At 39.9% G+C, this 22,889-nt stretch carries 16 protein-coding genes, 1 pseudogene and 1 other annotated feature; all 17 genes and pseudogenes read right to left on the minus strand.

All coding sequences use genetic code 11. The features are described from left to right. Nucleotides 1-47: 47 nt before the first annotated feature. On the minus strand, nt 48-629 hold the full coding sequence (gene yihA / locus JNUCC23_RS16005) for a ribosome biogenesis GTP-binding protein YihA/YsxC (RefSeq protein ID WP_062177107.1): 582 nt from the start codon (nt 627-629) through the stop codon (nt 48-50). Further along, nucleotides 626-2,947, minus strand: coding sequence for an endopeptidase La (lon, locus tag JNUCC23_RS16010; protein WP_062177104.1), 2,322 nt, complete (start codon nt 2,945-2,947; stop codon nt 626-628). Before lon ends, yihA begins: the two co-directional genes overlap by 4 nt. A 440-nt stretch (nt 2,948-3,387) precedes the next feature. Continuing rightward, on the minus strand, nt 3,388-5,052 hold the full coding sequence (lonB, locus tag JNUCC23_RS16015; RefSeq protein ID WP_454212384.1) for an ATP-dependent protease LonB: 1,665 nt from the start codon (nt 5,050-5,052) through the stop codon (nt 3,388-3,390). 527 nt (nt 5,053-5,579) lie between these two features. Then, nucleotides 5,580-6,845, minus strand: a complete 1,266-nt coding sequence (gene clpX / locus JNUCC23_RS16020; protein ID WP_062177095.1) for an ATP-dependent protease ATP-binding subunit ClpX — start codon at nt 6,843-6,845, stop codon at nt 5,580-5,582. Between the two features lie 869 nt (nt 6,846-7,714). Next, complete coding sequence (tig, locus tag JNUCC23_RS16025; RefSeq protein WP_403069302.1) at nt 7,715-9,010, minus strand: trigger factor; 1,296 nt, start codon at nt 9,008-9,010, stop codon at nt 7,715-7,717. Between the two features lie 182 nt (nt 9,011-9,192). Then, nucleotides 9,193-10,227, minus strand: a complete 1,035-nt coding sequence (locus JNUCC23_RS16030) for a tetratricopeptide repeat protein (RefSeq protein WP_062177088.1) — start codon at nt 10,225-10,227, stop codon at nt 9,193-9,195. A 252-nt stretch (nt 10,228-10,479) separates the two neighbouring features. After that, on the minus strand, nt 10,480-11,079 hold the full coding sequence (gene leuD, locus JNUCC23_RS16035) for a 3-isopropylmalate dehydratase small subunit (protein ID WP_454212387.1): 600 nt from the start codon (nt 11,077-11,079) through the stop codon (nt 10,480-10,482). Nucleotides 11,080-11,094: 15 nt separating this feature from the next. Next, a complete protein-coding gene (leuC, locus tag JNUCC23_RS16040; RefSeq protein WP_454212389.1) occupies nt 11,095-12,510 on the minus strand; it encodes a 3-isopropylmalate dehydratase large subunit in 1,416 nt (471 codons plus the stop codon). Nucleotides 12,511-12,856: 346 nt separating this feature from the next. Beyond that, complete coding sequence (gene leuB, locus JNUCC23_RS16045) at nt 12,857-13,945, minus strand: 3-isopropylmalate dehydrogenase (protein ID WP_454212391.1); 1,089 nt, start codon at nt 13,943-13,945, stop codon at nt 12,857-12,859. A gap of 83 nt (nt 13,946-14,028) precedes the next feature. After that, nucleotides 14,029-15,561, minus strand: a complete 1,533-nt coding sequence (locus JNUCC23_RS16050) for a 2-isopropylmalate synthase (RefSeq protein WP_454212393.1) — start codon at nt 15,559-15,561, stop codon at nt 14,029-14,031. Next, a complete protein-coding gene (gene ilvC / locus JNUCC23_RS16055) occupies nt 15,548-16,579 on the minus strand; it encodes a ketol-acid reductoisomerase (RefSeq protein ID WP_062177074.1) in 1,032 nt (343 codons plus the stop codon). The genes JNUCC23_RS16050 and ilvC overlap by 14 nt, the downstream gene beginning before the upstream one ends. 157 nt (nt 16,580-16,736) lie before the next feature. Continuing rightward, nucleotides 16,737-17,255 (minus strand): acetolactate synthase small subunit, encoded by a 519-nt coding sequence (ilvN, locus tag JNUCC23_RS16060; protein WP_062177069.1) that lies wholly within the window; start codon nt 17,253-17,255, stop codon nt 16,737-16,739. Next, nucleotides 17,252-18,970: an acetolactate synthase large subunit gene (ilvB, locus tag JNUCC23_RS16065; protein ID WP_062177066.1), complete on the minus strand. Its 1,719-nt coding sequence runs from the start codon at nt 18,968-18,970 to the stop codon at nt 17,252-17,254. The genes ilvN and ilvB overlap by 4 nt, the downstream gene beginning before the upstream one ends. Nucleotides 18,971-19,085: 115 nt before the next feature. Further along, nucleotides 19,086-19,342, minus strand: a binding site (T-box leader). A gap of 298 nt (nt 19,343-19,640) precedes the next feature. Then, nucleotides 19,641-20,915: an FtsW/RodA/SpoVE family cell cycle protein gene (locus tag JNUCC23_RS16070; protein WP_454212396.1), complete on the minus strand. Its 1,275-nt coding sequence runs from the start codon at nt 20,913-20,915 to the stop codon at nt 19,641-19,643. Between the two features lie 4 nt (nt 20,916-20,919). Next, nucleotides 20,920-21,327, minus strand: coding sequence for a PadR family transcriptional regulator (locus JNUCC23_RS16075; RefSeq protein ID WP_454212398.1), 408 nt, complete (start codon nt 21,325-21,327; stop codon nt 20,920-20,922). Next, complete coding sequence (locus tag JNUCC23_RS16080) at nt 21,312-21,860, minus strand: sigma-70 family RNA polymerase sigma factor (RefSeq protein WP_062177060.1); 549 nt, start codon at nt 21,858-21,860, stop codon at nt 21,312-21,314. Before JNUCC23_RS16080 ends, JNUCC23_RS16075 begins: the two co-directional genes overlap by 16 nt. 230 nt (nt 21,861-22,090) lie before the next feature. Further along, nucleotides 22,091-22,291, minus strand: a pseudogene (locus tag JNUCC23_RS16085) (DUF4183 domain-containing protein); the annotation flags it as partial. Nucleotides 22,292-22,889 lie beyond the last annotated feature (598 nt).

Consider the following 22,889-nt stretch of genomic DNA (forward strand, 5'->3'; position numbering starts at 1 on the left):
GTACATGTCAGTAAACAATGTGTAGAGTGTGAGGTCTGACCCTGTTTTTACATAAACTTCTTCAACAATCCCCATGCTTCGTCTTTCCCTTGGCCCGTTTCACCAGAGAAAACGATGGTTTCGTCTTCTTTTTCCATATCTAATGTCTCACGTGTCACTTTCAAATGCTTTTGCCATTTCCCTTTTGGGATTTTGTCAGCTTTCGTTGCAACGACAATGACGGGCAAATCATAATGCTTAAAGAAGCCATACATCATGATATCATCTTTCGTCGGTGGATGGCGCAGGTCAACGATTAATAAAGCTGCCTTAAGCTGGTCGCGATTTGTAAAATACGTTTCAATCATTTTCCCCCACGCTGCCCGCTCCGTTTTAGATACTTTGGCGTAGCCGTATCCAGGTACGTCAACGAAGTGCAGCATGTCGTTTATGATATAAAAATTTAACGTTTGCGTCTTTCCTGGCTTTGAAGATGTCCGTGCAAGATTCTTACGATTGATCATCTTATTAATAAAGCTGGACTTGCCGACGTTTGATCTACCTGCAAGGGCGAATTCCGGAATCGATTCATTTGGGTACTGTTCCGGTTTCACCGCACTAATGACGATATCGGCACTTGTTACTTTCATTCTGTTTCACCTACCAATGCATGTTCCAACACTTCATCAACATGAGAAACGAGAACAAATTCTAATTCTTTTCGGACACTTTCCGGTATATCGTCAATGTCTTTTTCATTATTTTTCGGGATAATAATTTTCGTCAATCCTGCCCGGTGTGCGGCTAGTGATTTTTCTTTTAAACCGCCTATCGGAAGCACGCGTCCACGCAAAGTAATTTCGCCTGTCATCCCTACTTCTCGATGAATCGGTCGACCTGTTAAAGCAGATATTAACGCTGTTGCAAGAGTAATCCCTGCTGAAGGTCCATCTTTTGGAACGGCTCCTTCTGGTACATGGATATGAATATCTTGCTTTTCATGGAAATTCGCATCAATTCCGAGTTGTTCCGTTTTCGTACGAACAAAACTAAATGCTGCTTGGGCAGATTCCTTCATGACATCGCCTAGTTGCCCTGTCAGAATGAGCTTCCCTTTTCCTGGTGAAAGAGACACTTCGATTTGGAGCGTATCTCCGCCTACTGTTGTATAAGCAAGACCGGTTGCAACACCGACTTGATCCACAGTTTCTGCTTGACCGTAATGGAACATCGTTTTTCCTAGGAAATCTTCTACGTTTTTCTCACTAATCACCACGCGCTTTTTCTCACCAGATACGATGATTTTCGCGGTTTTACGGCAAATGCTAGCTAATTGACGTTCCAGACTTCTGACACCCGCTTCTCTCGTGTAATAGCGGATGATATTGATTAGTGCGTCTTCACGAACTTGAAGCTGTGTCTTTTGCAAACCATGATTCTTCATTTGCCGAAGTAGCAAATGATCTTTTGCGATATGAAGTTTCTCGATCTCCGTATAACCGGCAATAGAGATGATCTCCATCCGATCCCGTAACGGTCCTGGTATCGTCGCCAAGTTATTAGCTGTAGCAATGAACATCACTTTTGAGAGATCATAGGTTTCTTCAATATAATGATCACTGAAATGATTATTTTGTTCCGGGTCCAACACTTCAAGCATCGCAGCTGAAGGATCGCCTCTAAAATCATTGGACATTTTATCGATTTCATCTAGTAAAAACACTGGATTAATCGTTCCTGCTTTTTTCATGCCTTGAATGATGCGTCCTGGCATCGCACCAACATACGTTCTTCTGTGTCCGCGTATTTCTGATTCGTCACGCACTCCGCCAAGCGAAATCCGAACGAAATTGCGATTCATCGACGTTGCAATCGAACGTGCAAGAGAAGTTTTCCCTACTCCAGGCGGCCCGACAAGACAAAGAATTGGTCCTTTAAGCGACTGTGTTAATTGTTGGACAGCCAAATACTCAAGTACACGTTCTTTCACTTTTTCAAGTCCATGATGATCACGATTCAGCACTTTTTCAGCCTTTTGAATATTGAGATCATCCTTTGTTGCCTTAGACCACGGAAGTGTGATGAGCCATTCGATATAATTACGGATGACAGAACTTTCCGCAGAGGAAGAAGGGACTTTCTCATATCGATCCAATTCTTTCATGGCCGTTTCCTTGATGTGCTCTGGCATGCCAACTTCATTTATTTTCTCAGTCAGGGCAGCTATTTCCCCAGTTTTTCCCTCTTTGTCGCCAAGTTCTTTTTGGATCGCCTTCATTTGTTCGCGTAAATAATACTCTTTTTGTGTTCTTTCCATTGAACGTTTCACACGCTGGCCAATTTTCTTCTCGAGGTTTAATACTTCTTTTTCATTATTGATGATTTCGATTATTTTGCTTAATCGTTCTTTCACATCAATGGTTTCTAAAATTTCCTGTTTTTCTTTCGGCTTTAATGGCAAATGGGATGCTATCACATCCGCAAGCCTGCCGGGTTCCTCAATATCTGCCGTTGCGGCAAATGTTTCAGGAGTAATTTTCTTCGACATTTTTATGTACTGTTCAAAGTATTCCAACAGCGTACGCATCAATGCCTGATGCTCAATTCCTTTTTCATCACTGTCTTCATACACTTCGACTTTGGCAGAGAATTGTGTCTCATCATCATAGAACTCAATAATCTGAGCCCTGTTCAGTCCCTCTACCAATACGCGGATTGTACCGTTCGGGAGTTTAAGCATTTGCTTCACCTTTGTTAAAGTTCCCATCTGGTAAATATCTTCTTCACCTGGTTCTTCTAAGGAAACATCCTTTTGTGTCGTTAAAAAGATAAGATGATCTTCCACCATTGCTTTTTCCAAAGCTTGTACCGATTTGTCTCGTCCAACATCTAAATGTAGCACCATTGTAGGATATACAAGTAAGCCTCTTAGCGGCAGGAGGGGGACGATGATTTCTCTATCAGCCATGCCTGACACCTCCAATAATTTATCGTATCGTCTAGTTTTTTAGATTGACCAGTGTAACAATTCTAACGTATTTACAAGAACGTGTCTATCTGACAAGCTTATTCCTCTTTTATTATCTCCAAAAACAAAACAATACGCACGAAAAACCAAAAATTTGACGTATAGTAGACAAAATATCGTTCCCGATCACCATCGGCAAAAATTAGTTATTTTCACACCCTTACAATGGCCTAATAAGCAGGTGGAAACTCGCCCTCAGATTGATAGGCTTACCTGAAAAAACAAAGAGTCAGATCTCGCAATTCCTTTATTCAGTAAGAATCAAGTGCATTTAACACCGGATTCTCCTGAGTAAAGTACGAGAACTGACCCTATTAATACGTTTATCTCGGTTTAACCAACCACCAGTGAGGAATGGCACCCACAGATGGAAGTTTCACTTATACACTTTCCCGCTTCGTTAAATCAAGCTGAGGCAAGATTTGTTCAGGAATAATATCTTTTCTTAACGCAATTTCAAAGACTTCTTTCACGGTTTTCACTGGGATGATTTCAATTCCGTCTATTTCATTCAGCAATGGCTGCATGTTTTCATGCGGTATGATCACTTTTTTTGCACCTGCAAGCTTGGCTGCTTTAATCTTCGGAATGACCCCGCCAATCGGTTTAACATGGCCATGAATACTGATTTCTCCTGTCATCGCCACTGTATTTTCAGCAGGAATTTTGTAAATAGCTGAATAGATTCCGCTTGCCATCGCAATTCCGGCAGATGGTCCATCCACAGGGCTGCCTCCCGGGAAATTGACATGAATATCAAATTGATCAGCAGGAACCCCCATCGAACGAAGAACGGTAATCACATTTTCGATTGAACCTTTTGCCATACTTTTTCTACGGACGGATTTCCCGTTTCCACCAATGCTCTCTTCTTCTACAATCCCAGTAATATTAATACTTCCTTTGTCAAGCGCAGGCATGACGGTTACTTCAATTTCAAGTAGTGCCCCGCTATTTGGACCGTAAACAGCAAGTCCATTAATCCGACCTATTTTTGGCTTGTCATCTATTTTCCTGTCCATTCTTGGTGTTAGTTGGCTTGTGTGAGCCATCCAAGCTATGTCTTCATCTTTAATGTAATCACGATCTTCTGTAATAGAAATACCGGCTAGCGTTTGAACCATATTTACAGCTTCCCTGCCATTTCGGGCGTATTCAGCGATCGTTTCTAGACCTTTATCACTGATTGTCATCTTCACCTTTTCAGATGCTTTTTTAGCAATCGAAATAATCTCGCAAGGATCGAGCTCTCTAAAGAAAACTTCAATACAGCGCGAACGGATGGCAGGAGGAATTTCATTCGGGGTTCTCGTTGTTGCACCAATCAAGCGAAAATCTGCAGGCAATCCGTTTTTAAAAATATCATGGATATGAGTTGGAATATTCGTATTTTCTTCTGAATAATACGCACTTTCTAAGAATACTTTACGATCTTCTAGCACTTTAAGTAGTTTATTCATTTGAATTGGATGAAGCTCACCAATTTCATCTATGAACAAGACACCACCATGTGCGTTACTTACTGCCCCCTGTTTTGGCTGCGGGATGCCTGCTTGTCCCATAGCACCGGCTCCTTGATAGATTGGATCATGAACAGAGCCAATCAGCGGATCTGCAATACCTCGTTCATCAAACCGGGCCGTTGTTGCATCCAATTCTACAAATACGGCTGCTTTTTGAAATGGCGATTTCTTATTGCGCTTCGCTTCTTCTAAAACAAGCCTTGCAGCTGCTGTTTTGCCGACACCCGGTGGGCCATATACAATAACATGCTGTGGATTGGGACCGCAAAGTGCAGCCTTTAACGTCTTAATTCCATCTTCCTGGCCAACAATATCAGCAAATGTGATCGGCCGTACACGTTCTGATAATGGTTCCGTTAAAGAAATAGAACGCATTTTTCGCAAGTGATCCATTTCTTTTCTAGAGTCACGATCAATCGATACCTTTTGTGTCCTTTGTCCCTTAAGTAAATTAAAAAAATACATACCAATTACAATACCAAAAAACAGCTGAATTAATAGCGCGATTCCTGTCCAATTCATTGCCTTTCCCTCCTGCATTCACCAAGTATGTAAATGATAGTATCTCCTTTGCCTAAATGAATCATCCATCTTTTTTTACGTATAAGAGGATGCTCAAAAAGTCCAGTAAAAATAGCTGTCGAATTTCTTCGTCCCTCTGTATCTCCAGTCCTCACGTATTACTGCCTGCATACGTTCCGGTTCTCTCAAGATGCGCTCCTCGAACTTCTCTGCTCTTTTTATCCTTCTTTTTGAACACACACTATAAGGAGAACATTGGGCCATTTTCATTCTCTGTGGAAAATGAGGAGTGGCTGGTACGCGTATGAAAAGAAAACGCCACACTAGCAGGCTCGGCATTTAAAATACTGAAACACCCCCTCATGGCTTATTGTTCAGCCTCCCTTTCCAGACATGGCGCGCCGGAGCCAAAATTTAACGATTCAAGACAAAAAAAAGGGCTGACCTCGCCGCTACAACATCCAGTAATACGTGATGATAACACGCAATACTTGTGTGTAGAGTACGAAATCAGACCCTGTTTAGGATTATGCAGATGTTCTGTCAGCCGCGTTAATCGTTGTTCCATCTTTAAGAACGAGTTTAGGTGACTCATTTTCTGTTATGGCTGCACCTGTAATAATACATTTATCAATGTCATCACGTGAAGGCAGTTCAAACATTACTTCAAGCATAATGCCCTCAATAATAGAACGCAGTCCACGAGCTCCGGTTTTTCTTTCAATTGCTTTCTTCGCAATTTCAAGTAGAGCATCTTCCTCGAATTCAAGAATGACATTGTCAAGCTCCAGCATTTTTTCAAATTGCTTCACTAGAGCGTTTTTCGGTTTAGTTAGAATATCAATCAATGCCGCTTCATCTAATTGCTCCAATGTAGCAATTACTGGAATACGACCAATGAATTCTGGAATTAAACCAAAGCGCAATAAATCTTCTGGAAGCACTTTAGAAAGTAATTCTTTTTCTGCAACATCATCTTTCTTCACATCTGATCCAAAACCAATTACTTTTTGGCCTAGACGGCGTTTAATAATCGGTTCGATCCCATCAAATGCACCACCACAAATAAAGAGGATATTTGTTGTATCAATTTGAATAAACTCTTGGTGTGGATGCTTACGACCACCTTGTGGCGGAACGCTTGCAACGGTACCTTCAAGAATTTTTAATAAGGCTTGCTGAACACCTTCACCAGACACATCACGCGTGATAGAAGGATTTTCAGATTTACGTGCTACTTTATCGATTTCATCAATATAGATGATTCCTTTTTCTGCCTTTTCAACATCATAATCTGCAGCTTGGATTAATTTAAGCAAAATGTTTTCAACATCTTCCCCAACATACCCGGCTTCCGTTAATGAAGTAGCATCCGCAATGGCAAACGGAACATTCAATAATCGTGCCAATGTCTGTGCAAGTAACGTTTTCCCACTACCAGTAGGTCCGATTAGAGCAATATTACTCTTTGCAAGTTCTACATCATCCACTTTACTGTTTGAATTAATTCGCTTGTAATGATTGTATACCGCAACAGCAAGAGATTTCTTAGCCTGCTCTTGTCCAATCACATATTCATCAAGAATCTCACGAATTTCCATCGGTTTTGGAACATCTTTAAATTCGATTTCTTCTTCCGTGCCTAGTTCTTCTTCTACGATTTCTGTACAAAGTTCAATACATTCATCACAAATATATACACCTGGCCCTGCTACCAGTTTACGAACTTGCTCTTGAGTTTTTCCGCAAAAAGAACATTTTAATTGCCCTTTTTCATCATTAAATTTAAACATGGACTCACTCCTTTATAGAATTTTCCTATATACATAGCTAATCGTCTTATTTTTGGACTGAAATAGACGCATAAGCTCGGTAATAAAATTTTGATGTAGACCGCATTGTACCATGTTCCAAGTATTTTTGTAATAAAAATGCTTAGGACATGATAGTTGTCCAATAAGTACTAACTATTCTTAACAATAATATGTATGTTGCCCGTAACAGGCTTTCCCAAACCCGAAAAACGTTAAGTGTCAATGGAGTCACATTGCCAAAGAACACGCCCACCGAATCAGTTAACAACAAAGTTAGTATATCACGCAATTCACTTTTTGAAAACGCTTACTAACCATTTGATTGAAACATTTCATACCTCCATGGGCTAGCAAATTTAAATCATTTGCCCAAAGCTATTTCATGGAACTAGTGCAATAATAATTACCGGGTGTGTTTAGATAGGAGCTTTTCTTCCTCCTGTTTGACACTTACTAATAAGGCAGGGATATTGTGTATGTATAACTATGTATATGCGGTATTAAAATTAATCTACACTGAATTTATAAAAAAATCAATGCTGAAATCCCCATCAAAATATTTTTTTTTTAAAATGGCGATTTGAGGCTTCTACATTCATAGTGGCTAATGCATGGTTGTCGTAAAAACAAGCGTTTTTCACTATACCAGCCTTTAGTCACAAGATTAAACACAAATGTAAAAATTTCGGTTTTTATGTATGACTATGTGATACCGATATCGATTTTTGGCTCATTGCCTATGTATAGAACAAGGCACGAATGCTCGTGCCTTGCATGTTTCTAATTATAATACAAAATAGGTTGTTTGGCTAAATTTAAATACCTAGCCTAAGAAACACTGGCCTTTATTATTCAGCAGCAGCGACTGTTTTGCTGTTTGCAACAAGGAAGTCGATTGCTTTGTTGATTTTAAGATCGCCTTTAAGACCTTCTAGGCTACCAAGTGCTTTTTTGATATTCTCTACATCCATTTTGTACATTTCAGCCATTTTTTCAATCTCAGCATTCACATCTTCTTCTGTTACTTCGATGTTTTCAGCTTTAACGATTGCATCAAGAGTTAGGCTTACACGAACTTGGTTTTTCGCTTCTTCTAACATTTGTCCTTTAAGAGCTTCTTCATCTTGTCCTGAGAACTGGAAGTATAATTCCATGTTCAAGCCTTGAGATTGAAGACGTTGTTCGAAGTCTTTCATCATGCGATCTACTTCGTTATTTACCATAACTTCTGGAATGTCAACTTCTACGTTTGCAGACGCTTTTTCGATCACTGCGTCACGAATTGCGTTTTCTGCTTGGTGTTTTTTGTCATGCTCAAGGTTTTTCTTTGTTTTTTCTTTCAATTCAGCAAGTGTTTCAACTTCATCATCAACATCTTTAGCGAACTCGTCATCTAATTGAGGAAGTTCTTTTGTTTTGATTTCGTGTAATTTCACTTTGAATACAGCAGGTTTACCTGCAAGCTCAGCAGCATGGTATTCTTCTGGGAAAGATACTTCGATATCTTTTTCAGCTCCTGTTTCAAGACCAACTACTTGCTCTTCGAAACCAGGAATGAAACTATTAGATCCAAGCTCTAATGTATAGTTTTCAGATGTTCCGCCTTCAAATAATTCACCATCAACGGATCCTTCGAAGTCGATCACAACTGTGTCACCATCAGCTGCTTGTCCTTCTTCTTTTACTACTAGCTCAGCTTGACGTTCTTGAAGAGCTTTAATTTCGTTATCAACATCTTCGTCTGTTACTTCAGCGTTGAATGCTTCTACTTCAAGACCTTTGTATTCACCTAATTTAACTTCAGGTGCAACTGTTACACTCGCTTTGAAAATAAGGTTTTGGCCTTTTTCCATTTGTTCAATGTCAATTTCAGGACGATCAACAGGGTTGATTCCTGCTTCTTCAACTGCATTTGCATATGCATCTGGAAGAATGATATCAAGTGCATCTTGGTAAAGAGATTCTACACCGAATCTTTTTTCGAACATTTGACGAGGCATTTTTCCTTTACGGAAGCCTGGTACGTTTACTTGTTTTACAACTTTTTTGAACGCAGCGTCTAAACCTTCATTAACAGTAGCAACTTCTACTTCAACAGTTAGTACGCCTTGATTACCTTCTTGTTTTTCCCATTTTACAGACATGTGTTTCCCTCCAAAAATCTATATACTAAAATGAATAAGCACTGGATGAATCTGCTATGCTATTCCTAACAAGCATCACCATACCCTACCTAATAGCTAGGGCTCTGTTCGTTTCATAACAAAACGAGACATTACAACCCCTACATTATAACACAGGTTCCCTTCGTTTCAACAGCAATACATTAAATATTCCCATAAGAAAATTCTTCAATTGTATTAATTTGTAGGATTATTTCGTGCACGGAATCCGGACTTACTCCATATTGAGCGGCTCTTTGATTGACGGTATTATCACCAGTTTGATACATCTCTGCCATAGTATGATAGGCGCAAGCCCAAATTGGAAAGGTGCTCGCATCAGGTGCAATTGGATACATGATAAATTGCTGCCTTTCTATGAGAGATGTAGCCATAGCCAATAATGATGGATTCTCTTGTTCTAATTGTCTTTCTACAAGGGATGTAACCGTTTTGAAAAAATCCGTATCTTTCATAGGTCGTATTTCTGTTGGAATGATGTTAATCTCTTTTTTGAGCTTTGTTACCCGTATATTCTTATCATATTCCTGTTCTTGTAGAATGTGGAGTAATAGCGTCTTCAAAAAAGGATGTGCCGCAACGTCTAGCAGAAATTTCTGAACAGATGGCATAAAAACACGAATATTCGCTTCTGACAATCGACTTATATTCCTAAAAATTTCTTCGTCGGATTTTCCAGCAAACCATTCGTCATCATAAAACTCTGCTTCCGTTCGTTTCTCTTCTTCGATTTCAGCAGACATATCTTCATTCTCTTCTAAAACTCTAGTACTAAACGCAAGCATATTTTTAAAGTGGTCGATTTTATCATGGGGTACTTGATTATCATCCAACAAAGCCTCGATTGTTATCACCATTTCTTCATGCTCGTTAAGTTGGAGTAAAACCATTAAATAGATACTGACGATCTGAAAATAGTCGCCAATTCCTTTATGTAGCACTTCTTTACACAAATCCCGTGCTTCTAGATAGCGTCCCATTTCGACAAAAGAAACGATTAAACCGACATTAACATCGGGATTCTCAGGATCTAGCTCTCTTGCTTGGCTGTACAACTCCGCAGCACGTTTGAACTCTCTTTTTTCGATATGTTCTATGCCCTTTTCCACAAGCCGACTGCCCAATTTAGGAAACGGAATAACATTTCCTTCTTGCTTTTGTTTCTTTTTTCCGCCCATTGTATAACTCCGCCTGTCAATATATTTTCTAGCAAATAGTTTAGCATTGTTTTTATCACAATACAAAAATTAACTAAAAATTCATTAGCAAAAGAGGATGACTCATAAGAAACATCCATGAGCGTCTGCTCTAAAACTAAAACGATGAAAAAGGATCAGACTTCACTACAACTATACCGTTCAAAATAAGTGTTTGTAACACTCCATTGTAGGTATTTGTGCGAGTCTGATCCAATCGGCCATGCTAGGCAATTATTTCGTAGACATAACGTCTATTGTTTGTTCATATTTAGAAATTTGATCGTCATATTGCAGGGTGATTGAGATCTCATCCCACCCATTCACTAGCATCTCTTTCCAATATGGGTGAATGTCAAAATCTGCAGCAAAATCAGCTGGTCCGTAAACCTTTTGATTAGGTAAATCAATTGTGAATTCAACATCAGTATTTTTGGCTTCCTTCATTAAATAGGAAACTTCATCTGCAGAAAGAGCAATTGGTAGAATCCCATTTTTCAAGCAGTTATTTTTAAAAATATCAGCAAATGAAGGCGCAATGACGATTTGAAAACCGAAATCTTGCAACGACCACGGTGCATGCTCCCTTGAAGATCCGCAACCGAAGTTCTCACCTGCCACTAGAATGGAAGCACCCGCGGCTTCAGGCTGGTTTAACTCAAAGTCTTCGCGAAGCTCACCATTTTCATTATATCGCCAGTTGTAAAATAAAAATTCTCCAAAACCTGTCCGTTCAATTCGTTTTAAAAATTGCTTCGGAATAATCTGATCTGTGTCCACATTGTTCCGGTCTAAAACTGCCGGTTTTCCTCGGTATACCGTAATTGGTTCCATATTGCACCTCCTAAATTAATGTAATTGATGCATTGATGAGTTTTCTAAATTTCTGATATCAACAAACTTTCCATAAAGCGCCGCCGCCGCCGCCATTTCCGGGCTGACTAAATGCGTCCGTGCGCCAGCACCTTGACGACCTTCGAAGTTCCGATTGGACGTTGAGGCACAATGCTCTCCTGCTGGAACTGCATCTGGATTCATTCCTAAACACATGCTACAGCCCGAGTCCCTCCAATCAAAACCGGCTGACTTAAATACTTCATCAAGCCCTTCTTCCTCGGCTTGTTTCTTTACTTTTTGCGAACCAGGGACAACCATTGCCCGGACTCCTTTATGCACTTGTTTCCCCGAGATAACGTCTGCTGCTTTTCGCAAATCTTCAATACGTGAATTCGTACAAGATCCAATGAATACATGTTGGACCGGAATATCGGTAATCTGCATTCCTTCCGTTAACCCCATATATTCGAGAGCAAGTTGCAATTCTTTTTCCCCAACCGTATCACTAGACCCAACAGGGATATTCTCATCCACAGCACTTGCCATGCCAGGATTTGTTCCCCAGCTAACCATTGGCGAGATTTGCTCTGCAGCAATGGTGATTTCCCTGTCATAGACTGCATCTTCATCACTAGCTAAGAGTTTCCACTTTTCAACACTCTCTTCAAACTCTTTGCCTGTTGGAACAAACTTTCTACCTTGTAAGTAGGAGAATGTTGTTTCATCTGGGCTGACTAACCCAGCACGTGCGCCGCCTTCAATCGACATATTACAAACAGTCATTCGTTCTTCCATCGACATATTTCGGAATACCTCTCCGCAATATTCAACAATATATCCATTTCCAAAATTCACGCCATACTTGGCAATTATGTATAAAATCACATCTTTTGCCGTTACGCCAAATTTTAGTTTTCCGTTTACTTCAAGTTTTAACGTCTTCGGTTTTGTTTGCCATAATGTCTGAGTTGCAAAAACATGCTCCACTTCACTTGTTCCAATCCCAAAGGCAATCGATCCGAATGCGCCATGAGTTGACGTGTGGCTATCTCCACAAACAATGGTCATTCCTGGCTGTGTTAATCCCATTTCAGGACCGATAACATGAACAATCCCTTGATCCGGACTGTTCAAATCTGCAAGCTCAATTCCAAAATCACGGCAGTTTGTTTCAAGCGCCGTCAACTGTTTCAGAGCAACTTCATCTTCAATAAAATAACGATTGATTGTTGGAACGTTATGATCCATCGTCGCAAACGTCCGGTCAGGTCGTCTTACTTTCCTACCTTTCAACCTTAAACCTTCAAATGCTTGCGGTGAAGTGACTTCATGAATATAATGCAGATCAATATATAATAAGTCCGGTTTATTTTCCTCTTGATGAACGATATGTTGCTCCCAAATTTTTTCAATAATTGATTTCCCCACGCTTGCTCACCTCACAAAGTTTTTAATGTTTAGCTGTTATAATTTATGAAGAATAAGGATAGACCAGCGCTTAACTTAAACAGCTAACTAACATGATCTTTTAAAGTTAAGCTAGACAATGTGTAAAAACCTAAAAATATGACAATCACTCCATCACTTAATTGGAGCTGGTTTTATGACTTTTATACATTCTTCCTTCATAAAATGATGCCGTTATTGCACCATTTATGTGATTTTTTTAAAATAGCTCAAAAAAGACTCTTCCTTCACCAAAAATGGCTGAAAGAAGGCTTATTTGAGCCGTCTTCTTTGTGAATCACATTTACTCATTAACACCCATCTTGCTTTAGATTGCTACTTCATTTAAAAGAGCAGCTTTGACTTCAGCAATCATTTCTTCAGTTGACAAGCTCTCTGTATTATTCCCAGCGATATCAATTGTTCTGAATCCTGAATCGAGTACAGAGTGAACTGCCTTTTCAACCGCTTCTGCTTCTTTCTCCATTCCAAACGACAACCTAAGCATATATGCTGCTGAAAGAATCGTTGCAAGCGGATTCGCTACGTTTTTGCCAGCAATATCTGGCGCTGAACCATGGATTGGTTCGAATAAACTAGGTCCGTCTACTGAAATTGATGCAGAGGAAAGCATTCCAAGTGATCCTGTTAGAACCGATGCTTCATCACTTAAAATATCCCCAAACATATTTTCTGTGACCACAACATCGAATTGTCTAGGATTGCGAATCAATTGCATCGCGGCATTATCCACAAGCATATGCTCTAATGTTACATCAGGATAATTCTTTGCCACTTCCTCTGCCGTTTCACGCCATAGTCTACTTGATTCAAGCACATTCGCTTTATCGACAGACGTTACTTTTTTCTGTCTTTGGCTTGCGATTTCAAAAGAAAGTTCAATGATTCGTCTCATTTCTTCTTTTTGGTAAAATAACGTATCAACGACAGCTTCCTTACCTTCAAAAATCGTACGTTCACTTGGTTTCCCGAAATAAAGGCCGCCAGTTAATTCTCGTACAATGATAAAATCCACGTCTTCAATAATTTCTTGTTTCAGCGGAGAGGCTTCCGACAAACTAGAAAAATAGCTGATTGGCCGCAGATTGGCATAAAGATTTAAATCTTTCCGGATTTTCAGTAACCCACGTTCCGGGCGTAAATGAGTGGGCTGACTATCCCACTTTGGCCCACCAACTGCACCAAGAAGAATTGCATCACTTGATTTACACAATTCAATGGTTTCATCAGGAAGTGGTTGTCCTGTTGCATCAATGGCTGCCCCACCGATTTGGCCATATTCAAAGGTGAATTCATGCTCGAATCGTTCTGCGACGGCTTCGAGTATTTCAACTGCACCTCCCGTCACTTCTTTTCCGATACCATCTCCAGGCAACACTGCAATTTTCCTTTTCATCTTTCTCTCTCCTTTCTAGAGGATGTTCAAAAAATTAGATAAAGTGTGTTTTTATCCTCTTTTTTGAACATAACTTCTCGCTGTTATTGTAGAACGGTATCTTTTTCACTCAAATAGATGATGCGGTTTACTGCATTTAGATACGCTCTTGCCGATGCTTCTAACACATCCTGATGTAGGCCTCGACCACTTGTTTCCATCCCACGATAACGGATTTTCACATACACCTGAGCCAAGGCGTCACGGCCGGCTCCAACGGATTGGATGCGGTAATCAAGCAGATTCACTTTATTGTCCAGACATCGTTCTAGCGTATTGTAAAGGGCTTCGATGCTACCAGCACCTGTAGCTGCTTCTTGGATCAGGTCTGTATTGCCATTTTTCAATGTAACAGTCGCCGTTGGAATTTGGTTCGTTCCATACGTAATCTGAAGGGAATCTAATTCAAAGAAGCGATCATCCTTCGAAATTTTTTCTTCAAGAACAAGTGCTGCAAGATCCTCGTCTGTCATTTCTTTTTTCTTATCCGCTAATGCTTTGAATTGAACAAACAGACGGTTCATTTCTTCATCCGTTACGTACAATTTCAATTCATCCAGCCTGTTTTTGAAAGCATGTCGTCCGGAATGCTTGCCAAGTACCAAAACATCTGTGGTCACACCAACAAGATCAGGAGAGATAATTTCATAGGTTGTTTTTTCTTTCAAAAAGCCATCCTGATGAATGCCAGATTCATGTGCATATGCGTTTCTTCCGATGATTGCTTTGTTCGGAGGAATGATCATACCGGTCAATTTACTGATCATATCGCTTGTACGTTTAATTTCATTAAGAGTCAGCCTTGTATTTGCTTGATAATGGTCACTGCGGATATGTAGCGCTACTGCGACTTCTTCCAGTGCAGCATTCCCAGCTCGTTCACCGATCCCATTAATGGTACCTTCCACCTGAGTGGCGCCTGCTTCGATAGCAGCCAGTGAGTTTGCTGTAGCCATTCCAATATCGTCATGACAATGTGTTGATAATTGCACCTTATCAATAGAAGGAACATGATTGCGCAGATACGTAAAAATCTCAGCATATTCCTTTGGCGTTGTATAGCCAACCGTATCTGGAATATTAATAATCCTTGCTCCCGCACCAATTACTGCTTCGACGATTTCAGCTAAATAATCAAGCTCTGTACGACTCGCGTCCTCTGCCGACCATTGAACAAGCGGAAAGCGGCTAGCAGCATAAGCTACCGTTTGTACCGCACGTTCCACGACTTGTTCTTTTGAAAGCTTTAATTTATATTCACGGTGGATCGGAGAAGTAGCAATAAACGTATGCAATCTAGGCTCTACACCATCTTTTAATGCTTCCCATGCTGCATCAATATCACTTTGCACCGCTCGCGCAAGCCCGGTAACCGAGCTTGTGCGAATTTTTTTGGCAATTTCTTGAACAGATGCGAAATCGCCTTTTGATGCCGCAGGGAATCCTGCTTCGATAATATCTACGCCTAATCGTTCTAATTGCAAAGCAATTTCTATTTTTTCAGAAAAGTTCAAGTTTACACCTGCTGATTGCTCGCCATCTCTAAGCGTTGTATCGAAAATATTAATTTTTCGCAACAGTCACCACCTCTTTCTTAGCTTTTTGTTGCTGTTGTACAAAAGGCATCATTGCGCGAAGCTTACGGCCAACTACTTCAATTTGGTGTTCGTTTTCACGGTTATTGATTGCTGTGAATACTGGACGATTTGCTTGGTTTTCTAGAATCCAACCTTTAGCAAATTCGCCATCTTGAATATCTTTCAACACTTTTTTCATTTCCGCTTTTACACTTTCAGTCACAACGCGTGGTCCTGAAACGAAATCTCCCCACTGAGCTGTATCCGAAATGCTATAACGCATGTTTTCTAGTCCGCCTTCGTACATTAAGTCGATGATCAGTTTCAATTCATGTAAACACTCAAAGTATGCAACTTCTGGTTGATAGCCTGCTTCTGTTAATGTTTCGAATCCAGCTTTTACCAATGACGTTAATCCGCCGCAAAGTACAGCTTGTTCTCCAAATAAATCTGTTTCTGTTTCTTCTTTAAATGTTGTTTCCAAACCACCAGCACGTAATGAACCGATTCCTTGAGCGTAAGCAAGAGCTAATTCTTGTGCTTCGCCAGTCACGTTTTGATAGATGGCAAATAATGCTGGTACACCTGCGCCTTGTTCGTACGTACGTCTTACAAGATGTCCAGGACCTTTTGGAGCAACTAATAGAACATCTACATCTGCCGGAGGAACGATTTGATTAAAATGAATGTTGAATCCGTGTGCGAAAAGCAATGCTTGACCAGCTCTTAATACGGGTTGGATTTCTTCTTGGTATACTTTTGTTTGCATTTCATCTGGAAGAAGGATCATGATTACGTCAGCTTGATCTGCTGCTTCTTTTACAGAATAAACTTGGAAACCATCTTCTTCTGCTTTGTCCCATGACTTTCCTTTTCTAAGACCAATTACTACTTCAACACCGCTATCGCGAAGGTTTTGTGAATGAGCGTGTCCTTGAGAACCGTACCCAATTACTGCTACTTTTTTATTTGCTAAATACGTTTCGTTTGCGTCACCGTTATAATATACTTTTGTCATTTTAATACATCTCCCTTTTTTCTCATTAGTTGTTTTTTTTCTGATTATTCAAGCTGTAATGTCCCTTTAATATGTAGGGAAAGTAGCCTGTATATCCTTGCTTAGTTCTATTTACTATTAGTTAGATAATCCACCACTGATGGAAATTTCACTTTTATTAGACAATCGTGAAGCTTTTTACAACCGATTGTTTTTGTGTACCGCGCGGAAAGGCTGCTGTGCCGGTTCGCGCAAGTTCTTTTATTCCATAAGGCTTGAGCAATTCAATGAATGCTTCGACCTTATCGGATTCACCTGTAATTTGTATCGTGAGGCTATCTTTGCTAACATCAATGACCGACCCGCGAAATGGTTCAATTAAAGAATAGATCTCCGTACGGGTTTGGCTTGAAGAAAGTACTTTTACAAGAGCTAGCTCTCTCGCTACTATGGATTGATTGCTAATATCTGTTACTTTTAAGACATCAATCTGCTTATTTAGTTGTTTGGTCATCTGTTCAATGACGTTCTCATCTTCAACATGAACAACTACGGTTATTCTTGAGACGTTCTCTTGTTCAGACTGACCAACAGCAATGCTTTCAATATTATAGTTTCGTTTCGTAAACAAATTCGTAATTCGATTTAACACGCCAGGGCGATTGTTTACAGTGAGGGTTAGAATGCCTTTCTTCATAGCTTCACACCTACCATTTCGTGCAGCCCTTTACCCGGCGCCACCATCGGATAGACGTTTTCTTCAGGTTCTACGTCAAAGTCAATGAGTACAGGTCCTTTGATCGCAAGTGCTTCTTCAATTTTGGCACTAGCATCTGCTTCATTATCGACTTTGAAAGCCGGAATTCCATAGGCATCTGCTAATTTAATAAAGTCTGGCTGATAATCGAATTTACTGTGAGAAAAGCGTCCTTCATAAAACTCTGACTGCCATTGTCTAACCATTCCTAGAGCATGATTGTTCACGATGATGATTTTGACTGGAAGGTTTAATTCAGCCATTACGGCTAATTCCTGACTCGTCATCTGGAATCCACCATCACCAACTACGGCAAAAACAGTTGCCTCAGGTTCTGCAATTTGAGCACCGACTGCTGCTGGTATACAAAATCCCATCGTTCCGAGTCCACCTGAAGTTACCCAAGCATGCGGTTTATTAAAAGGAAAATATTGAGCTGCCCACATTTGATGTTGACCAACATCTGTTACGACAATCGCATCACCATCTGTTTTTTCATGTAAAAGTTCAATGACTCTTTGCGGTTTCAATATATCCGACTCTCTATTGTATACAAATGGGAATTCTTGCTTCCAACCTTGCAACGTTTCAATCCACTCAGTAAGCTCAGGTTTCTTTCCGTCTTGGGCGACCAATTGTTCGAGCGCTTCTTTGGCACTTCCAACAACAGGGATCTTCGTCGGTACGTTTTTGCCAATTTCTGCAGGATCAATATCAATATGTGCAACCTTGGCGTTTGGCGCAAAAGTTGCCAAATTTCCAGTTAAGCGGTCATCAAAACGGGCACCGATATTAATGAGCAAATCACATGTTGAGATGGCCATATTTGCGGCATAAATACCGTGCATGCCACCCATTCCGATGAATAATGGATGATCAGCTGGGAATCCACCAAGTCCTAAAAGTGTATGCACAACTGGAATTCCTTGTTGCTCCGCATATTGCAATAGTTGTTCAGAGGCTTTTGCATGCAGAATCCCTGCTCCAGCTAAAATCACTGGCTTTTTCGAACTGCTCACAGCTTCTACTAGTTTCCTAATTTGCAAATAATTTGGTTGTGTAGTTGGTTGATAGCCTGGTAAATCCATTTCTGGTTCTTCACCAACTTTACCATCAATCGTTGCTACATCTTTTGGAATATCGATGAGTACAGGTCCCGGCCGGCCACTTGAAGCAATATAGAACGCTTCTTTGATAATGCGCGGGAGGTCTTCCGGTTTTCTTACTTGGTAATTATGCTTTGTGATTGGCGTTGTAATTCCAATGACATCTGCTTCCTGGAAGGCATCTGTGCCAATTATGGATGTAGCTACCTGACCAGTGAAGACAACTAAAGGAATCGAGTCTATCATAGCATCTGCAAGGCCAGTCACAATATTGGTTGCACCCGGGCCAGAAGTCGCAATAACGACACCAGGTTTTCCAGTAATTCGGGCGTATCCTTCCGCCGCATGAATGGAGCCTTGTTCATGACGCGGTAGGATATGAACCATGCCTGATCGGTAAATTTCATCGTAGATCGGAAGAACAGCTCCACCCGGATATCCAAAAATGACTTCAACTTGTTCCTTTTTCAGGGCATCAATCAGAAATGCGGCCCCGCTCTTTACTTGTTGCTCCGCTTTACTGGCTGCTACCACTGCTTTTTCTGTCATTTGAAAAGACCTCCTTTACTTCTTTAATGTTTGATCGTGGTCATGCTTTTACTCCCAAAAGGCTGAAGAACATATAAAAAGCCTCTCACCTCATTAAGCATGCTATCGCATTGCTTAAAGGGGTGAAAAGGCTATATATCCTATCCACGGTACCACCCTAATTCGCACAAAATACGTGCGCACTCTAAACAGATTTCACTCTGTACTGTATTTTGATAACGGGTGCTGGTTGGCACCCGTTCAGCCTTACTCGTACACTTTCGGGCTGAAACTCAGAGGTGAGTTCACCTTTTGGACAATACCGGCTTCCAGCTACCCGGCTCTCTGTAAATGTCTGCTCAAAAGACTACTTATCCTCATCAATGCTTTAACATGTTGAATTTTATTTTTTACTCGCTAAGTTTGAGTAGTAATCAGCTGATTAAATTCTTTTAATTTTTAGAAGAATGTAAAAGCTGTTGTATTTGAAACTTATATTACGCTGATATTTTAGGAACGTCAATACCTTTTTCCTAATTATTTGACTATTCTATTTTATCAATTCAATTGAATCCGCTTTCATCATTGCTATGACTTATTTTCTATATTAATAGAACTTTTGACCTTTTAAAAAAATTCAAGAAACATAAAAAACGAGACTTTCTTTTTTAAAGAAAATTCTCGTTTTCACTTATAGAGTCTTAGATCGAATCAAATCTTTTTTTCGATATACACTTAATACAAGACCGATGAGCCCCGCATTCAACAGAACCTGCATATTTCCATAACTTATAAATGGGAGTGATACACTCATGATCGGAAATAGCCCAAATGACATCCCAAGATTAAACACCACCTGAAAGGCGAAAAGACTTAAGGCGCCGATTACAAGTAACTTTCCGTATCCATCACGGACCGTTTTAACAACGATAAGCATGCGACAGATTAGCAACAACAATGTTCCTCCCAACACAACCGCAAATGTCCAACCTAGAGTATAAGATAAAGAAATGAAAACAAAATCCGTTGTACTCTCTGGTAACATCAATCCTGATTCGGGTAACGACTGCCAAAACCATCCGGTTCCATCTCGGAGTTCTTTGATTTTTATATAGTGATATCCAGATGAATCTGCATATTTTTCAGGATGTAGATACGCCAATAAACGTGTTAGTTGATATTCCTTAATTCCAGAGGCAAACCAAGCATATAGCGGTATCGATGCACCAATCACCAATGAAATTATATAAGACCAAATAACTTTCCTTTTCTCAAAATGACTTCCCCACAACATTACACCTGTGATAATCGTGAACATGCCAAAAACGAAAAGGTTTGGGGTTAATATAATTAAATAACTTGTAACTAGATATAAAATCACGACCATATACATTTTCATTTTTTCATTTCGAAAAATCCTTGCCCATCCTAATAAAAAGAGTGGCAGTGTGATCGATATATCCGTTGAAAATGGTCCTAACACGAGAGTAACACTTCCGTGCACCATATTTCCTGAAATGAGTGCAAAAGAAATGATTCCCCAACCAATTATGAACCAGCCAATACCTAATTTTTGCAATTTTTGATAATCAAAAAACATGAGAACTGCGGCGAAAGCAATTCCAATAAACGTTACAATGAACTTCTGAAGAAAGGCCATCGCCGTATGTTCAGATTCGAACACAAATATTGGCACCATTCCAAGAACAACGATAAACAAAAACAAGCCAATCATTTTCCAATCCACTTTCGGGCGGTGCAAACGATCCATTTTTTGCCCAAGGAGGATTGGACTCCCCATTCTTAAAACGGCCTTCTGTTCAGCTTCTTCATCATTTAATCCTTGTTCCTTTAGCGCTTCTATTGATTGTTTCAAATGATTATTCAGTTCTACTTCAACAAGTTTCCTAGCTTCCGTGGAACGAATACTACGCGATACTTCGGACAAAAACTTTTCTTTATTCATAGAATTATCCACCCATTACGGTTTGAAGAACAAATGAGGCCGATTCTTTTTTTGTCTCCGCTTTGCTCAACAGCTTCCGCCCTTTATCATTCAATTTGTATAATTTTTGCTCGGAAGTTCCCCAATATGCTTGTATGTACTCTTTTTGTTCTAAATCATGTAGTAATGCATACAACAAACCTTCATGATCAGCGAACTTTATATTCCCTTTACTCGTCAGAACATCCATAATTTCAAAGCCGCTTTTTTCACTTTTCAACATTCTAAAAATCGCAAGAATGACTTCCTCTTTACCAGCTCCTTCATTTACAACGGCCTGACGAATGTTTTTCTGATGTTTTTCTGAAAAATTCACGCCTGAAAAAACAGTAGTCTTCATCGCTTTTTTCAACTGTTTTAATCGATTTTCCATCCTGTTCCCTCCAAACTGTTCTTTAATATTTGTTTCGCCCTGCGCATTCTTGTTTTAATCGTACTCTGACTGTTCCCTGTCATTTCTGCCAATTCTTTAATCGTAAGCTCTTGAAAATAATACAAATAAATCACTTCTCTGTACTTCACCGGAAGATTCATGACAGCATCTGCTAATACCTGATCCTCATCCTTTTGAATGATATCTTGTTCAACATGATCTGCTGCTTGAAAAGCAGCATGATTTCCAGCGTCTAATTCGACTTGGCGATAATACCAGCTCTTCAAGTAATCCTTACAATGATTGATCGCGATCCGCCATAGCCAAGTACGTATTTTCGCCTGTCCCCTGTACCTCGGCAGTGCTTGATAGCATTTCACGAAGATTTCCTGAGTTAAATCTTCTGCCAATGGAAGGTTCTTCACATACGAATAAACAAGCTGCAAGATATCTTGTCCATACACCGTCATGATTTCATCAAGCAGCGCGTCCTCCTCGCCATTTTGGAGAGCTTCTGCAACTAACTCCTTCACGTATCTCACCCTTTCTTTCTATACCTTAGACGACTTCATGTAAAAATTAGTTTTATTTCGCGTGAATTTTCATATGATTTTTTTGCAAAAACATCTACTTTTAATCTTAAAGGTCAAATGAAAATTACGAAACGGGAAACCTTAAATGTTTAAAGTTTCCCGTTTCTATTTCCCGCTAAATATTTTCTTTTTTAATAATCTTGTCCGATTTTAAAATCCCTGCTGATTGATTACGTTACGACAAATTCAACGACAATTGGAGTTGCTGGATCTAATACATCTCCATCAGGAATCGTGAGCGCTGCAGTAGTAACAGATGAAGTATCTGCAGTCTGAACCATCGCGTTCATATAAAGGGTGTAATACGCAAATGAAGCTGGAAATGCTGTAGCAGGCATCCCATCATCGTTTGTAAATTGATTCGCAGGAATCGTTTCAGGAGTCTCAATATCTGAGGTTACAATATGAAAATATCTTTCAACACTCGGAATGACGCTTCCTGTACCTGGAGGACCGGGGATTCCTTGTGGTCCAATCCCGACACCGATTACCACGTTCACATGTACAATTCGATCGATTCCACTTATGTCTGCTATAACTTTTATGAATAAACGTATATCCCATCTTTTCACCCCTTTTATTTCAATTTATTCAGATAACCTTTGGGACGATTGGACAAATGGGCATTCTTTCTTATTCAATTGCCCTAATGCCATCAAATATCAGAACAGTAAAATCCCAACAAGAGAAGACGCTTCTAGCCACCCCTTACTATTCTGATTTGTTTAAAGATTACGCCCTTTTATCAAGACCACCGAAACACTTAGGCCTTTTGATGAATTATTAAAGTTTTTTATGAAAAAGACGAATCTACTTTCGGTTTTTTAAGGTAGACTCGTCTTGTTTTGCTATATTTATTCGTTTTATCTTTCTTTTTAAATTCTTCATACAAGACTTGTTCTAGTATGCAGACTCTTGAACTAGCGAATTGCATCAAAACTTCTACTCTCCACATATTCACTACATGCG

It is taken from the genome of Peribacillus sp. JNUCC 23 (genome assembly GCF_053653995.1).

Bases quoted from the DNA above. Each gene is read 5' to 3' on its own strand.
- yihA (WP_062177107.1), bottom strand. From the start codon at position 629: ATGAAAGTAACAAGTGCCGATATCGTCATTAGTGCGGTGAAACCGGAA.
- lon (WP_062177104.1), bottom strand. From the start codon at position 2,947: ATGGCTGATAGAGAAATCATCGTCCCCCTCCTGCCGCTAAGAGGCTTA.
- lonB (WP_454212384.1), bottom strand. From the start codon at position 5,052: ATGAATTGGACAGGAATCGCGCTATTAATTCAGCTGTTTTTTGGTATT.
- clpX (WP_062177095.1), bottom strand. From the start codon at position 6,845: ATGTTTAAATTTAATGATGAAAAAGGGCAATTAAAATGTTCTTTTTGC.
- tig (WP_403069302.1), bottom strand. From the start codon at position 9,010: ATGTCTGTAAAATGGGAAAAACAAGAAGGTAATCAAGGCGTACTAACT.
- JNUCC23_RS16030 (WP_062177088.1), bottom strand. From the start codon at position 10,227: ATGGGCGGAAAAAAGAAACAAAAGCAAGAAGGAAATGTTATTCCGTTT.
- leuD (WP_454212387.1), bottom strand. From the start codon at position 11,079: ATGGAACCAATTACGGTATACCGAGGAAAACCGGCAGTTTTAGACCGG.
- leuB (WP_454212391.1), bottom strand. From the start codon at position 13,945: ATGAAAAGGAAAATTGCAGTGTTGCCTGGAGATGGTATCGGAAAAGAA.
- ilvC (WP_062177074.1), bottom strand. From the start codon at position 16,579: ATGACAAAAGTATATTATAACGGTGACGCAAACGAAACGTATTTAGCA.
- ilvN (WP_062177069.1), bottom strand. From the start codon at position 17,255: ATGAAGAAAGGCATTCTAACCCTCACTGTAAACAATCGCCCTGGCGTG.
- ilvB (WP_062177066.1), bottom strand. From the start codon at position 18,970: ATGACAGAAAAAGCAGTGGTAGCAGCCAGTAAAGCGGAGCAACAAGTA.
- JNUCC23_RS16070 (WP_454212396.1), bottom strand. From the start codon at position 20,915: ATGAATAAAGAAAAGTTTTTGTCCGAAGTATCGCGTAGTATTCGTTCC.
- JNUCC23_RS16075 (WP_454212398.1), bottom strand. From the start codon at position 21,327: ATGGAAAATCGATTAAAACAGTTGAAAAAAGCGATGAAGACTACTGTT.